Source organism: Telluria sp. BA11 (genome assembly GCF_056680305.1).
In genome coordinates this window covers 720,046-734,993 of the sequence record NZ_CM155275.1, presented here as the reverse complement: position 1 = coordinate 734,993, position 14,948 = coordinate 720,046, and the positions used below count along the sequence as shown (strand labels likewise).

Genomic DNA, 14,948 nt, shown 5'->3' with positions numbered 1-14,948 from the left:
CCGTGCTATATCGGATGGTGCAGTGACGTAGGGTGGACGGCTCTGCCGTCCACGCGTTCAATCAAGCCCATCGAACCCCGCGATCTAACACAGCGCCGGTTTGGTTTGAACGCGTGGACGGCGTAGCCGCCCACCCTACAGCCAGCAGTACTACCCAACTCTACCTGCGGCGCAGCTGCGCCAGATCCCGCACCGCGCCGCGATCGGCCGACGTGGTCAGCGCCGCATAGGCCTGCAGCGCCTGCGACACGTAACGCTCGCGCCCCAGCGGCTGCCAGGCATCCGCGCCCAGCGCCTCCATCGCCGCGCGGCGGTGCGCCAGTTCCTCGGTCGTCACGCGCAGGTTGATGGTGCGCTCGGGGATGTCGATGTCGACCATGTCGCCTTCCTGCACCAGCCCGATTGCGCCGCCTTCGGCCGCTTCGGGCGACGCGTGCCCGATCACCAGGCCCGACGAACCGCCCGAGAACCGGCCATCGGTAAACAATGCGCAGGCCTTGCCCAGGCCCTTGGACTTGATGTACGAGGTCGGGTACAGCATCTCCTGCATGCCCGGTCCGCCTTTCGGGCCTTCGTAGCGGATGATGACGACGTCGCCCGCCACCACGTTGTCGCCCAGGATCGCTTCGACTGCCGCGTCCTGGCTCTCGAACACACGCGCCTTGCCCGAGAACTTGAGGATGCTCTCGTCCACGCCGGCCGTCTTCACGATGCAGCCTTTTTCGGCGATATTGCCGTACAAGACCGCCAGGCCGCCATCCTTCGAATACGCGTGTTCACGGTCGCGGATGCAACCCATTGCGCGGTCGAGGTCGTTCTTCTCGTAGCGCTCGGCCTGCGAAAACGCCACCTGGGTTGGCACGCCGCCCGGCGCCGCGCGGAACCATTGGTGCACGGCTTCGTCGGTGCTGACCGCGATGTCGTATTTTTCAATGGCCGCCGCCATCGTCGGGCTGTGGATCGTCGGCAGCGATGTGTCGAACAGGCCGGCGCGCGCCAGTTCGCCGAGGATCGAGAAGATGCCGCCGGCGCGGTGCACGTCTTCGATATGGTATTTGTCGGTCATCGGCGCCACCTTGCACAGGCAGGGCACCAGGCGCGAGATGCGGTCGATGTCGGCCATCGTGAAGTCGACTTCGGCTTCGTGCGCGGCGGCCAGCAGGTGCAGCACCGTATTGGTCGAGCCGCCCATCGACACGTCGAGCGCCATGGCATTTTCGAACGCGGTCTTGGTCGCGATCGAACGCGGCAGCACCGAGTAATCGTCTTCCTCGTAGTGGCGCTTGGCGGTCTCGACGATCAGGCGGCCGGCGCGCAGGAACAGTTCCTTGCGGTCGGCGTGGGTCGCGACGATCGTGCCGTTGCCCGGCAGCGCCAGGCCCAGCGCCTCGGTAAGGCAGTTCATCGAGTTGGCCGTGAACATGCCCGAGCACGAACCGCAGGTCGGACAGGCCGAGCGCTCGATCTCGGCCACGTCGGCGTCCGACACGGTCGCGTCGCCGGCCTTGATCATCGCATCGATCAGGTCGAGCTTGATGACCTTGCGTTCGTTGTTCACGACCTTGATGACCTTGCCGGCTTCCATCGGGCCGCCCGAGACGAATACGGTCGGAATGTTCAGGCGCATCGCGGCCATCAGCATGCCCGGTGTGATCTTGTCGCAGTTCGAGATGCAGACCATCGCGTCGGCGCAGTGCGCGTTGACCATGTATTCGACCGAGTCGGCGATCAGGTCGCGCGAAGGCAGCGAATACAGCATGCCGCCGTGGCCCATCGCAATGCCGTCGTCGACGGCGATGGTGTTGAATTCCTTGGCCACGCCGCCTGCTGCTTCGATCTCGCGCGCAACCAGTTGTCCCAGGTCTTTCAGGTGGACGTGGCCCGGCACGAACTGCGTGAACGAGTTGACCACCGCAATGATCGGCTTGTCGAAGTCACCGTCTTTCATGCCGGTGGCGCGCCACAGGGCGCGGGCCCCTGCCATATTGCGACCCTGGGTCGTGGTGTGTGAACGGTAAGTCGGCATGGCAATCTCCCAGAATAATGCAAAAACAATGATTGGATCAGAGTGACGGCAGGCGCTGGATTTGTCCAATATATGATCGACGCGTCTGTGAGTCGTTTCACCTATCACAGCCGGGCAGTCCGCCGGTCACGTTGCTGCTATGCTATTGCTTGGCCATTTGAAGGAGCACACAGGCATGGAGCGCAGGGATTTTGTACGAATGGGCGTGGCCGGGACGGTATCCGGCACAGTTGCCGGCACCAGCGTGCTGGCACACGCCGCCCCATCGAAGACGGCACCGGCCGCCATCCTCGAAGCCGGCGTCCACGCTCAGGCGCAAGCCATGCGCGCTGGCAAGCTCACGGCGCACGAACTGGCCTCGCGCTACCTGGCCCGCATCGCGGCCATCGACCGCGCCGGCCCACGCCTGCGCTCGGTCATCGAGACCAATCCCGATGCGCTCGAGATCGCCCGCGAGCGCGACCGCGAACGCAAGGCGGGCAAGCTGCGCGGCCCGTTGCATGGTATTCCAGTGCTGCTGAAAGACAATATCGCCACTGCCGACAAGATGAGCACGACAGCCGGCTCGCTGGCGCTGGATGGCGTCAAGGCCCGGCGCGACGCCCACATCGTGGCCCGCCTGCGCAATGCTGGCGCCGTCATCCTTGGGAAGACCAATCTGTCGGAATGGGCGAACATGCGCTCGACCCGCTCGACCAGCGGCTGGAGCGGACGCGGCGGCCTGACCCGCAATCCGTATGCGCTCGACCGCAATACCAGCGGCTCGAGTTCCGGCTCGGCCTCGGCGATGGCCGCTAGCCTGGCCACGCTGGCCGTCGGCACCGAAACCGATGGCTCCATCGTCTCGCCGGCATCGACCTGCGGCATCGTCGGCATCAAGCCAACGCTGGGCCTGGTCAGCCGCAGCGGCATTATCCCCATCGCGCATTCGCAGGACACGGCGGGGCCGATGACGCGCAGCGTGGCCGACGCGGCGCTGCTGCTGGCGGCGCTGGCCGGCGCCGACCCGCAGGATGGCGCCACGGCGCGTGCCCCCGCCATCAATTATGCGAACGCGCTGCGCAAGGATGGCTTGCGCGGCAAGCGCATCGGTGTGGCGCGTGACTTTTTTGGCGGGCACGACGGCGTCAATGCGCTGATCGAGAAGGAACTGGGCGTGCTCAAGGCGCAGGGCGCGGTGCTGGTGGATGTCACGGTGCCCAATACCGACAAATACGGTGCGTCCGAGCTGACCGTGCTGCTGCACGAATTCCGGCCCGATCTCGAAGCGTGGCTGGCGGCGTACGCGCCGCATGCGCCGGTCAAGACCATGGCCGACATCATTGCGTTCAACCTGCGCAACGCAGCGCGGGAGATGCCGTTTTTCGGTCAGGAGCACCTGATCGCAGCGCAGGCGGCCGGCGGCCTGCAGGCGCGCGACTACGTGAAGGCGCTCGCCAACAACCAGCGCTATTCGCGCGACAAGGGGATCGATCAGGTGCTGCGCGCCTACAAGCTCGACGCGCTGGTGGCGCCGACCGGCGGGCCGGCCTGGCTGACCGACACCGTCAATGGCGACCATTACGGCGCGAGTTTTTCATCGCCGGCAGCGGTGGCCGGCTATCCCCATATCACGGTGCCCGCAGGGTTCATCCACGGTTTACCGGTCGGGCTGTCGTTCGTTGGCACAGCGTGGAGCGAGCCGGCGCTGATCGGGATGGCGTACGCCTACGAGCAAGCCAGCCGGTGCCGCCGCGCGCCGACCTACCGGGCGCGCGTCAGCGTGTAAATCGCTAGCGGCGCGCCGCCCCCTTGGCCTGGCTGAAGACCGGGCCCCACAGCGGGTGGCCGTGTTCGCCGGGGCTCAGGTCGAAGCCCGGATCAAGCCGGAAGGCGGCGTCGAACGTCTCGCGGCACAGCGCCTGGCGCCCGCTCACGCAATAGCTGAACGCCGTGTATTTGGCGGCGGACAGGCGTTCACGCGGGGTGCCGCTTTTCATGTCGGAGCTCGTCAAGCGCCGGATCGCACCGTTGTAGTCCCCTTCGTTATACAGCGCGATGCCTTCGCGCAGCGCGACATCGCTGCGGTCGACCGTGCCGGCAGCAGGGCGGTTCGTGCGGTCTGCGCGCTGGGCGCGTTCGGCGCGCGGGCGCGCGTCGTCGGCGCGTGGGTGGGCGCGCGCGGCTTCCTTGCCGCCCAGTGCCGGGCCGAATTCGGCGCAGCCCGTCGTCATCACGGCGATCAGCGCCGCCGCAGGCAGGTGTTTCATGAAACAGGTATTCAAGGCGTTTTCTCCTCGGTGAAATCAAGTTCGATCGTGCCGCTCTGGCCCTCTACCGACTGCACGGTCACCGTGTGCTCGGGAAAGCCCGGGTTGACGATGCGGATCGTGTGCTCGCCCGGCGGCAGCGTGATGTGCTTCAGCGGCGGCGTTGCGCCACGCTCAACGCCGTCGACGACGATCGTCCCCCATGGCTGGATCAGGAGTTTATAGGTGGTGCCGGCGATGGCCGCTTCGGGCGGCGTGCCCTGCGGCGCCAGACGCACCGCGGTAGGCGGCACGGCGACGTCCGGTTTGGCTGGCGGCGGGGTGGTCGTGGCCGTGCGCGGTTCGGTCGCGTCGATGACCGGCGCGTCGAGTTGTGTCGGCTCTTCGGCGAGCGTGACCAGCGGCGCCGGGGCAGCTGCCGGAACAGGTGCCTCGGGCGTTGCCGGCAGCGCGGACCTGTCTTTCATGCCGCTCAGGTCGGCCTGGGGCATCAGTGCGAACAAGGCGGCCAGCGCGGCCAGGATCAGGACGATGGCGCCGATGATCAGCGGCCAGCGTGTATTGGTGCGCCGGGCAGCGACCGGGGGCGCTGCGGGCATCATCGGCGTCGATGCATTGGCGGCAGCGCGCATCGGGAGCGGACCGGGAGCGGGGGTAGGGGCTGGCGCTGCCGGCGCTGGCTTTGGCGCCGCCACTGGTTCAGGCGCGCGGACAGGTTCTGGCGTCGGCGGAGGTGCTGGCGTCGGTGCCGGTGCCGGCGCCGGCGTTGGTAGCGACACCACTGGCGCCATGGGCTCGTCGTCGATCGGCGGCAGCGAGATGGCGGGCTTCGGCGCGATGACGGCAATGCCCAGCAAGCCGCGCATCTGCTCGATGGTTTGCGGCCGTACGGCAGGATCGGGCGACAGGCAACGGTCGAGTGCTGCGAGGAAGCTCTCGCTGTACTCAGTGAGGCCAAGCGTGCGCAACAGCGTGACCGGTGCCAGTTCCTGCGAGATCGCGTAGTGCATCACGGCGGCCAGGTCGTACAGGTCGCGTGCTTCATAGTCGGCGGGCACGGCAGTGTCGGGCAACTCGCTGTAGCCCGGCACCAGCATCGGGTCACCGGCCTCGAGAATATGCAGGCTGTCAGGCGTGATGCGGCGGTGCGGCACGCTCATGCCGTACTGGACTTCGAGCGATTGCAGCACCTGACGGATGATGCGGCGGCACCATGGCTCGCTGACCATCTCGTGGTTGTACTCGACGATCTCGCGGACCGTGCGGCCGTCGAGTTGCTGCGGGGGCGTGCTGGGGTTCATGGCATCTTGCCGGTCGCCGCTTGCGCGGGCCGAACGAATGTTTATTTATTGCAAATAATGCCAGATTTGTGGGGAAGACGGTACCCCCAACTTAAGCGTGCGCGGCAAGGGCGCATCTAATACGCTGCCGCGCAACCGTTCAGGCGTCGAGAAAACGCATCTTGAACCAGCGGCCCTTGATGACGCCAAAGCCCGGTCCCGGCGCGTCGCCTTCGCCCAGGCGCTTGACGGCGGCCTGCGCCACGCTGCGCTCGAGCGCGACGTAGCTGTTGAATTCGCCGATATTGATCTTGCCGACCTGGTCTTTCGTCAGGCCGGCGTCGCCCGTCAGCGCGCCCAGCAGGTCGCCCGGACGCAGCTTGGCTTTCTTGCCGCCGGCAATCACCAGCGTGACCATCGGCGCCGGTGCGGCCGGTTCGGCGTCGTCGCCCAGCGCAGCCAGGCTTTCCCATACGGCCGGCTGGTCCTGGTACTGCTCGATCAGGCCAACCCATTTCTTTTCGTTCGGCGCGCACAGCGTGTGCGCCATGCCGCTGCCGCCCGCGCGGCCGGTGCGGCCGATGCGGTGCACGTGGACTTCGGGGTCTTTCGACACGTCGACGTTGATCACGGTGTCCAGGTCGGCGATATCCAGGCCGCGCGCAGCGACGTCGGTGGCCACCAGTACCGAGCAGCTGCGGTTGGCGAACAGCACCAGGATTTCATCGCGTTCGCTCTGTTCGAGTTCGCCATACAGCGCGCGCGCCGAAAAGCCTTGCGCCTGCAGGGCGTCGGCCAGTTCGCGGCAGCGCGCCTTGGTGTTGCAGAAGGCCAGCGCCGACACCGGACGGTGATGACGCAGCAGGCGCCCGACCGCATCTTCGCGGCCTTCGAAGCCGATCTCATAGAAACGCTGGTCGATCTGCTCGAAGCTGTGCTTGCCCTCGACCTTCACTTCCAGCGGATCGCGCAGGAAGCCTTGCGTGGCAAAGCGGATATCGTCCGGGTAGGTGGCCGAGAACAGCAGGGTCTGGCGATGCTTCGGCGTGGCCGACACGATGCCCGCGATCTCGTCGTAGAAGCCCATGTCTGTCATGCGGTCGGCTTCGTCCAGCACCAGCGTCTGCACGTTGGCCAGGTCGAGCGTCGCGCGGCCCAGGTGGTCGCGAATGCGGCCCGGCGTGCCGACGACGATGTGCGCGCCGTGCTCGAGCGAGGCGATTTGCGGACGCATCGAGACGCCGCCGGTCAGCGTCAGGATCTTGACGTTGCCCACGCCGCGCGCCAGCCGGCGCAGTTCGCCGGCAACCTGGTCGGCCAGTTCACGCGTCGGGCACAGCACCAGACCCTGGATCGCGAACCAGGCTGGATTGAGCTTGTGCAGGATGCCGATGCCAAATGCGGCGGTCTTGCCGCTGCCGGTCTTGGCCTGGGCGATCAGGTCACTGCCAGCCAGGACGGACGGCAGCGTTTCCGCCTGCACCTGCGTCATGTGGTCGTAACCGAGGGTGGTCAGGTTGGCGAGAAATTGCGGCGTGAGGGCCAGCGAGGTAAACGAATCGGATTGCATGGAAGCCTCCAGCCGGCAGGGCCGACGCTATTGGGGATCGGGCGCCCAGACCGGCAGGCCGGTCAGGTCGAGCTTGTCGTCGCGGCGCCAGACAGGCAGGCCGGAGTTGTCGGTTTCGTCGATCAGGCAGAGTTGTTCTTGCTTGAGCGAGCTGCGGCGGGGACGAGGGCCGGTGCGTTTGGGTTCGGTGACCGTATCGAGCGGCGCTGCCGGCTCGAAACCAGGCAGGTCGAACGTTGCGTGGTCTTTCTTGTCTCTCATCCTCTGCCTTCGAGGTTGCATTTTGTTGCCATAGAAAACAAAAGCCCGGCTCTGTGAGTCGGGCTTTTGTATTGAATTGGTTGCGGGGACAGGATTTGAACCTGTGACCTTCGGGTTATGAGCCCGACGAGCTGCCAGACTGCTCCACCCCGCAGCGCAATTATAGCGCGCTGCGCAGCAATATGCAATGCGCGACGTGCAGAGGGGGTAAATCCCTCAAATGGCGCTGCTGCGCAGGCGCCACAGCGACGTGACTTCCTGCGAGCGGGCCGCGTGCAGCGGATCGTCGGCATCGGTCGCGCGCGGGTGCACGGGCCGGGTGTCGTGGCGCTCGATCACTTCCAGGCCGCCCGCCGCAATCCATCCAAGCAACTGATCACGGCTGCGCAGGCCCAGGTGCTCGGCGAAGTCCGACATGATCAGCCAGCCTTCGCCACCGGGCTCCAGATGCGCACCGAGGCCTGCCAGGAACGCGCGCAGCATGCGGCTGTCCGGATCGTAGATCGCATACTCGATCGCCGAACTCGGCTTGCCCGGCAACCACGGTGGATTGCAGACAACCAGCGGTGCGCGGCCATCCGGGAACAGGTCGGTCTGCGCGATCTCGACCTGCGCCGCCAGGCCCAGGCGCTCGATGTTTTCTCGCGCGCAGCCCAGCGCCCGTGGATCGACCTCGGTGGCCAGCACCTGCAGGCCGCGCCGGGCCAGCATGGCCGACAGCACGCCGGTACCGGCGCCGATGTCAAATGCGCGCCGGGCACCGGCAGGCAGCGGCGCCTGCGCAACCAGCTCGACATATTCGCCGCGCACGGGCGAGAACACACCGTACCACGGGTGGATCCGGTCGTTCAGCGCCGGAATCATGACGCCCTTGCTGCGCCACTCATGGGCGCCGATCACGCCCAGCAGTTCGCGCAGCGAGGCGACATACGGTGCGTCGACCGGGCCGTACGCTTCCAGGCACGCCTGCTGCGCATCGGGGGCGCGGCGCAAAGGAATGCTGTGATCAGCTTCGAACGGCAGCACCAGCATCGCCAGCGTGCGGGCACGTTGTAATTGGGACAGGCGATGGCGGTGGAAGGCTTCGAGCGGCGTGGGTACCGCCTTGCCGGCCTTGGCGCGGCGTGGACGCTCGCCCTTGTGGTCGATCCGGCGCGCCAGCGCCTGCACCAGCTGGCGGGCGTTCTGGAAGTCGCCGCGCCACAGCAGCGCCGTGCCGTCCAGCGCCAGCCGGTAGGCAGTGTCGGCGCTCATGGTGTCGTCGGCCAGCACCACTTTTTTTGGCGCGGGCCAGCCGCTCTCCGAGCGCCAGACGGCCGAGCGTTCGACGTCGTCCTCGACCCATTCGATGCGTGCCATCGCTTGATCCCTATTAGTATTAGTGATGGTGGTTCCAGTTGCCGTGGCTCGAGGCAAGATAGGACGCCACGGCGTCGGCATTGCCGGTGGCGTGGCGCTTGACTTCACCGCAGCCGCAGATGCCCTGGTAAGGCTGGATGTGCGAGCAGGCGGAGACTTTTTGCAGATAGACGGTGACTGGCTTGGTGCACTTTGCGCACTTGAACGTCAGGGTACGGGCTGGTTTCATGATCACGGAGCAGGTAAAGGGAAGGAGGGCGGCATTTTACACCGCCCGGCCCGCACTCATTCGACCACCACGGCGCTGCTGCCGCCGCCTGCCGGGCGCACCAGCACCTTGGTTGCGATGCGCTCGGTCATCTCCTGCACGTGCGAGATCACGCCCACCTTGCGGCCCAGTGACTGCAGCGCATCGAGTGCATCCATCGCCACGCCCAGCGTTTCGCTGTCGAGGCTGCCGAAACCTTCGTCAATGAACAGCGACTCGACCCGCACCCGGTTTGACGACAGCGAGGCCAGGCCCAGTGCCAGCGCGAGCGACACCAGGAACGATTCGCCACCCGACAGCGAATTGACCGAGCGCACCTCGCCACCCATGTCCTGGTCGCGCACCATCAGCGCCAGCGACGGCATGCCCGCGTAACTGACGCGCTCGAGGCGATAGCGTTTGGCGAGCTGCGCCAGGTGCGCGTTCGCATAGCCAAGCAGCACGTCGAGCGTGAACTGCTGCGCGTAGTTGCGGAATTTCTTGCCGTCGCTCGAACCGATCAGCTCCGACAGCTTGCCCCAGCGTTGCTCCTGTACCTGCTGCTGCTCGATCTCGCGCAGGCTCGACGCGGCGGCCACGCGCCGCTCGTCGTCCTGCATGACGCGCAAGCGCGCCGAGGTCGACGCTTCGATGGCCGCATGGCGCTCGGCCTGGATCGCGTCGAACGCCGCTGTGACGGCCTCGACCGGCTGGCCGTCCGGCGGTGCCGACGCCAGATGCGCCAGACGCTGGGCGCGCCGCTCGTTCAGGATTGCGGTGGCCTGGCCGACCCCGGTGTCGATCGCATTCAAAGCCGTGCGTTCCTGCGCCAGCCAGGCGGCGCCCACTTGCAGCAGGCGGGCCAGCACATCCAGATTGGCGATGTCATCCACGCCATCGGGATCCTTGCGGTAGTCCTCCAGCCAATCGGCCAGGGCGGTGGCCGCCGCCGCGCCGGCGCTGTCGAGTTGCGCCACGCGCTCGACGAGGCCCGCCAGCGCGGTGCGCGCCGTCGTTTCGCCCTGGGCCGCGTGCTGCGCCACCAGCTGGCGCGCCGCGAGCGCTTCGCGCGCGCCGGTGACGGCGGCGTTCAGTTCGCGCTCGACATCACGTGCCGGGCGACCGGCCCACAGCGCGGCGCGCGCCGTGCGTTTCTGCGTGAGCTCGGCGTCGATGCGTTCGAAGTCGAGTGCACTGCGCGCGCTGGCAGCGTCCGTCTCGGCGATGCGCGTGGCCAGCGCCGTCGTTTCCACGTCCAGTGTCGCAATCGCGGCGGTGGCCCGGGCCAGTGCGTCGGTCTGCTCACGCCACGCTGCGGCTTCCTGCGCACGCGCCCCGCGCCAGCTGGCCGGATCGCACCGCCATGCCGCTTGCCAGCCGTCCCCATGCGCATCGGCCAGCGGGCCATCGAGTTCGGCCAGCAGCGCATCCAGTTGCGCGCTTGCTGCTTCGTAGCGCAGCGTGTGGGTCTTGAGCGCGGCCTGCAGCCCGGCTGCGGCCTCACGCTCGGCTTCTGCTGCCGAGCGCCGGCGGGCCAGGTCGGACTGGGCGGCGTCGACATCGTGCTGGGCCGTGTCGCGGGCGGCGGCAGCGGCGCGCCACTGTTGCTCTTGCCGGGCCAATGCGTCCAACGCGTCGCGCAGCGCGCTGCGCTGGGCGCCGAACCAGTCGGCGCGTTCGGCGGCCGGTGGCGCGGCCGCGGCCAGTGGGTCGGCGTGCCAGGCTTGTTCGAGACTGGCAACGCGCGTGGCGAGCATGCTGCGTTCGTGCGCCAGCGCCGCCAGCCGCTCGTGCGCCGCGCCCGCTGCCGCCGCATGCTGCGCCTGCAGCGCGTTGTTGTCGCGCACGCGCAGGCGGCAGCCGTCGACCTCGGCGCGCAGGCTGGCGAGCATGTTCTTTAACGGCGCAGCTTGATGGGTATACGGGTGCTCATGGGCGCCGCAGACGGGGCAGGGCGCGTCGTCCTCCAGGTTCGCACGCAACTGTTCGACATCCGCTGCGCATGCGAGTTCCGCTGCCGCCAGCGAGCGCTCGGCCTGCGTCATCGCCGCCTCCAGCGCCAGGGCGCCAGCGCGTGCCTCGGCCAACCCCTGTTCGGCGCCTGAGCGCGCTGTCTCCACGCGATCGATGTCGCGCGCGAGGCTGGCCAGCGTGGAGGCAGCGGCGGCCAGGTCATTCCAGGTGCGCTCGGCCTGCGTCAGGCGTTCGCGGCGCATATCGAGACCCTGGCGCTCGGCGCCGATGGCGTCGGCATCGACACCGGCCAGCGCAGCCATTGCCGTGCGGCGCGTCGTCTCCAGCGCATCGAGACGTGCGGTGCTGGCCGCGAGCGCGCTCGTGGCTTGCGCTTCGCGCTTGGCAGCGCCCAGTGCCTGGGCCTGGATTGTCTCTGCCGCCGCCTTGCTGGCGGCCAGCGTGGCAAGCGTGTCTTCGCCCTGGCGCAGCAGGCGTTCCCATTGGCCCCAGGCACCGGCCACGGCGTCGAGGCGCGACTGGGCTGCCAGCCAGGCGGCAGCGTTATCACGGGCTTGCTGCGCACGTGCCAGTGCAGTCGATTTGACCTGGTGCTGCTCGCGGACCTGTTGCACCTGCGTGCGCGCGGCGTCGAGTGCCGACTGCGCCTGCACGTGGTTCGGCGCCAATGTCGCCAGCGCAGCATCGAGCGCCTTGGCCTCATCCAGTTGCGGCGCGGCCGCGCGCAGTGCCGCTTCGGCGGCGTCCAGCTGCGCGGTGGCGGCATCGGTCTCGGCCACGCTGGTGCGCCGCACCTCGAGCGCTGCGGCCAGCTGGGCCTGCGTCGTCTCGATGGCGGAATGGGCTTGCCGGCGCTCGACTTCGAGGCGCTGCACTTCCAGACTCAGCGGCCGCGCCGCCTGCACCGCGTCGAGGGTGGCCAGGCGCTGGCGCCGCTCCCCGGCCTCGACGCGCTGCGCATTGGCCGCCGCCAGTACCTGTTCGGCCTGCGCTTCGCCGCGCGTGAGCTTGTCCTGTTCCTGGTGCCAGCGCAGTTGTCCCTCGAGCAGTGCGTGGCGATCGTCCAGCGCTTGCCGGGCCAGGTCGGCGTTCGTGCGCTCGGCGTCCAGCAGCGCGCGGTCTTCCGGCGACAGCGGGGCGGCATTGGCCAGTTTCGATTGCAGCACCTGGGTGCGGATCTGTTCGGCCTTGTAGCGCTCGAACGCCCGGCGCGAGATGTCGCTGTAGATCGTCGTCCCGGTGAGCGTTTCAAGCAGTTCGCCGCGCTCGTTCTCGTCGGTTTTGAGGAACGCCGAGAATTCGTTCTGGGCCAGCAGTACGGCGCGCGTGAACTGTTCGAACGACAGGCCGATGCGTTGCACGATCTCTGCCGCGGCTTCCGTGTTGGTGCCGCCCACGGGGATCAGTTCGGGCAGCCGGTTCAGCGAAATCTTGACCGGCTGCAGCGCGCCGTTCGGCTTGTTGCGCGAGCGCCGCACGGCCCAGCGGGCGCGGTAACGGCGGTCATCGCTCCCCACGAAGTCGACCTCGGCCCAGCCTTCGGCCGCGCCCCGGCGCAGCAGCGTGCGGGCATCCTGCGCGGTGACGGTTTCTTCGCCGACATCGGGCAGGCGCGTGCTCGAACGCTTCAGCAGGCGCGGCGTGTCGCCGTACAGCGCCAGGCACAGCGCGTCGAGCAGGGTGCTCTTGCCGGCGCCGGTCGGGCCGCTGATGGCGAACAGGCCGGCGGAGGCAAGCGGCTCGGATTCGAAATCGATGGCGAACTCGCCCGCCAGCGAAGCGAGGTTCTTGCCGCTGATGCGCAGGATCTTCATCGCGGCTCGCCCTCCACCGCGTGGAACAGCTCGGCAAACGACGCAATCTGCTCGGGCGGGGCCTCGGCGCCGTATTTCTGCAGCCACAGGCGCCGGAACACGTCGTCGGGTTGCAGTTGCGCCAACTGGTCCAGGCTCAGCGCGAGTTCCGCGTCGTCAACGGCCACGTGCTTGCGCGTCGGTTCGATCTTGGCCAGGCGCACGGGCTTGCCGGTCAGTACCGCCTCGATGCGCGCGCGCAGGCCGGGTTCTGGCCCGTCGAGCAGCACCCTGACTTCGAGAAAAGGCCAGGCGTGCTGCGGCAGGTCGGGATCGAGTTCGAGTGCCTCCAGGGCCGCGAGTGCCTCGTCGAGCGGCGCAGGTTTGGCCGGCACCCGCAGCAGGGCCACCGCGCGTGGCACGAACAGCGGCGTGATCGCCACGGCACGATCGCCTTCCAGGTCGATCCGCAGCACCTGATGCTGGTAATTCACTTCGGAAAACGACAGCGGTAGCGGACTGCCGCTGTAGCGCACGTTCTCGCGCCCGCCGACCTTCTGGGCCAGGTGCAGGTGACCCAGCGCTGCGTAGGCGATGCCCGGATCGAACATGCTGCTGGGCAGCGCCTCGGTGCCGCCGATGACGATGCGGCGTTCGGAGTCGAGCGACGCCTGGCCATCGACCATATGGCAGTGGCCCATGGCGATGATGGCCTGGCCGTCCGTGGCGCGGGTACGCGCCAGCGCATACGCCTGGCGGTACAGCAGGGTCGTGCCCTGCAGATAAGGATCGAGCCCTGGCGCATCGCTGGCCCCATCGCCCGCGGCGGCGCGCAGGCGCGGCACGTCGCCGGGACGCAGGAACGGCACGGCCAGGCACCACGCGGCCACCTTGCCGGTACGGTCATGCAGCGGCACCAGCAGCCGGTCGAGGTCGACCTCGCCATCGCTGCTGCGCAGCACGTTGCCGACGACAATCGTGCCATAGGCCTCGAGCAGTGGCGTGGGCGCTTCCAGCCGGCCGGCGGAATCGTGGTTGCCCGCGATGACCACCACCTGCAGATGGGGCACGCGGCTGCGGGCCTGCTGCAGGAAGCGATACAGCTGGCGATGGGCGGCCGACGACGGATTGGCGTTATCGAAAATATCGCCCGCGATCAGCAGCACGTCGATGCGCTCTTCGTCCAGCGTCCCGACCAGCCAGTCGAGGAAGCGCTGGTGTTCGTGGATCCGGTCGAAATTGTGCAGGGTCTGGCCAAGATGCCAGTCGGAGGTGTGCAGCAGCCGCATGGGGGAGTTCTACCGTTGAGAAAGCCGAAATCGGGGCCTACTATAACGCAGCCGGCCACCGGTCGTGGCGCGCCGTGCAATACCATCTCGCAAGCATGTTGTGTGGGGAAATTCGTCGTGCCTGACCCCGCTCTTGTTGTCAAATCGCATTTGACGAACATCAAACCTGGCCAGGACCGTGTCTCTACACTAGCTAGTTCTTGTCGCCGGCTACTACTACAAAATCCATCGCCGGCTACCCCGATACCCGCATCCCCAGCCGATCCGGCATGGCCTCGCCATGCGCGCTGGCGGCGCATTGAGAGGAGACATCATGCTCACTTCCACCTACACGCTGGTGGCGCTATCCGTCGAACAAGCCCGGGCGCGCGTCGACCTGCAAGCACTTCTTGACCGCTGGAGGCCCGCCGCCTGGTGGGGCGAGCCGCCAGCGGCGCACCAGTACGAAGCGGCGTGCGCGGCGCTGCGCCAGGTCAGCGACGCGTGCCAGTGGCGCAAGCTCGACAAGTTCGTGCTGCCCGCGCTGCGCCGGCGTGGCGCCGATGCGGGCGCGCTGCTGGCCGAACTCGATGCGCTGAGCCGGCGCGCGCACGCGGCGCGCATGGCGGCCCAGGCCGCCGCTGCCGAAGGCGATCCCGGCTGCCTGGCAGCGCTGCAAGCATGCTGCGAACTGCTGCTCGAGCGCCTCGAACGCGAAGAGCGCGAGTTGCTGCCGCTGGCGCGCACGCTGATTCCCGGTGAGCAATGGTTCACGATCGCCAACCAGATGCTGGCCCACGACACGGTGCAGAACGAACACCGTGACACGGGGCGTGGCATCGTGCGTGCCAGCCTTTCCCAAGAAGTTTCAACCAGGAAATCACCCGCCATGTCACCCGTCGTGCCCATCGTGAATTAGCC

General features: G+C 67.8%; 11 protein-coding genes and 1 tRNA gene. 2 read left to right on the top strand and 10 right to left on the bottom strand.

Annotated elements, in window-relative coordinates:
* Positions 1 to 160: 160 nt before the first annotated feature.
* Positions 161 to 2,026, bottom strand: coding sequence for a dihydroxy-acid dehydratase (gene ilvD / locus AC1MGT_RS03120; RefSeq protein WP_499502970.1), 1,866 nt, complete (start codon positions 2,024 to 2,026; stop codon positions 161 to 163).
* A gap of 175 nt (positions 2,027 to 2,201) precedes the next feature.
* On the opposite strand from ilvD, the gene AC1MGT_RS03115 reads away from it, so the two are divergent.
* Positions 2,202 to 3,794: an amidase gene (locus AC1MGT_RS03115; protein ID WP_499502969.1), complete on the top strand. Its 1,593-nt coding sequence runs from the start codon at positions 2,202 to 2,204 to the stop codon at positions 3,792 to 3,794.
* Positions 3,795 to 3,798: 4 nt separating this feature from the next.
* Here AC1MGT_RS03115 and AC1MGT_RS03110 read toward each other — a convergent pair whose 3' ends face one another.
* The 9 genes from AC1MGT_RS03110 to AC1MGT_RS03070 all read right to left on the bottom strand — a co-directional run bounded on the left by AC1MGT_RS03110 (position 3,799) and on the right by AC1MGT_RS03070 (position 14,048).
* Positions 3,799 to 4,275, bottom strand: coding sequence for a TssQ family T6SS-associated lipoprotein (locus AC1MGT_RS03110; RefSeq protein WP_499502968.1), 477 nt, complete (start codon positions 4,273 to 4,275; stop codon positions 3,799 to 3,801).
* Between the two features lie 11 nt (positions 4,276 to 4,286).
* The gene (locus AC1MGT_RS03105; protein ID WP_499502967.1) at positions 4,287 to 5,576 is read right to left on the bottom strand and encodes a PEGA domain-containing protein; all 1,290 of its coding nucleotides are present in this window, start codon (positions 5,574 to 5,576) and stop codon (positions 4,287 to 4,289) included.
* Between the two features lie 139 nt (positions 5,577 to 5,715).
* Positions 5,716 to 7,125: an ATP-dependent RNA helicase DbpA gene (dbpA, locus tag AC1MGT_RS03100; protein WP_258834760.1), complete on the bottom strand. Its 1,410-nt coding sequence runs from the start codon at positions 7,123 to 7,125 to the stop codon at positions 5,716 to 5,718.
* A gap of 27 nt (positions 7,126 to 7,152) precedes the next feature.
* Positions 7,153 to 7,386, bottom strand: coding sequence for a hypothetical protein (locus AC1MGT_RS03095; RefSeq protein WP_183558164.1), 234 nt, complete (start codon positions 7,384 to 7,386; stop codon positions 7,153 to 7,155).
* A 77-nt stretch (positions 7,387 to 7,463) separates the two neighbouring features.
* A tRNA-Met gene (locus tag AC1MGT_RS03090) sits at positions 7,464 to 7,540 on the bottom strand.
* A 62-nt stretch (positions 7,541 to 7,602) separates the two neighbouring features.
* Positions 7,603 to 8,745 (bottom strand): methyltransferase, encoded by a 1,143-nt coding sequence (locus tag AC1MGT_RS03085; RefSeq protein WP_499502966.1) that lies wholly within the window; start codon positions 8,743 to 8,745, stop codon positions 7,603 to 7,605.
* A gap of 19 nt (positions 8,746 to 8,764) precedes the next feature.
* A complete protein-coding gene (locus AC1MGT_RS03080; RefSeq protein WP_499502965.1) occupies positions 8,765 to 8,974 on the bottom strand; it encodes a hypothetical protein in 210 nt (69 codons plus the stop codon).
* Positions 8,975 to 9,030: 56 nt separating this feature from the next.
* A complete protein-coding gene (locus AC1MGT_RS03075; protein WP_499502964.1) occupies positions 9,031 to 12,780 on the bottom strand; it encodes an AAA family ATPase in 3,750 nt (1,249 codons plus the stop codon).
* Positions 12,777 to 14,048 carry an exonuclease SbcCD subunit D C-terminal domain-containing protein gene (locus tag AC1MGT_RS03070; protein WP_499502963.1) on the bottom strand — a complete coding sequence of 424 codons (1,272 nt, stop codon included), beginning with the start codon at positions 14,046 to 14,048 and terminating at the stop codon, positions 12,777 to 12,779. Before AC1MGT_RS03070 ends, AC1MGT_RS03075 begins: the two co-directional genes overlap by 4 nt.
* A 313-nt stretch (positions 14,049 to 14,361) precedes the next feature.
* Here AC1MGT_RS03070 and AC1MGT_RS03065 point away from each other — a divergent pair, with 313 nt between their 5' ends.
* Positions 14,362 to 14,946, top strand: a complete 585-nt coding sequence (locus AC1MGT_RS03065) for a hypothetical protein (RefSeq protein ID WP_499502962.1) — start codon at positions 14,362 to 14,364, stop codon at positions 14,944 to 14,946.
* The last annotated feature ends 2 nt before the right edge of the window (positions 14,947 to 14,948 follow it).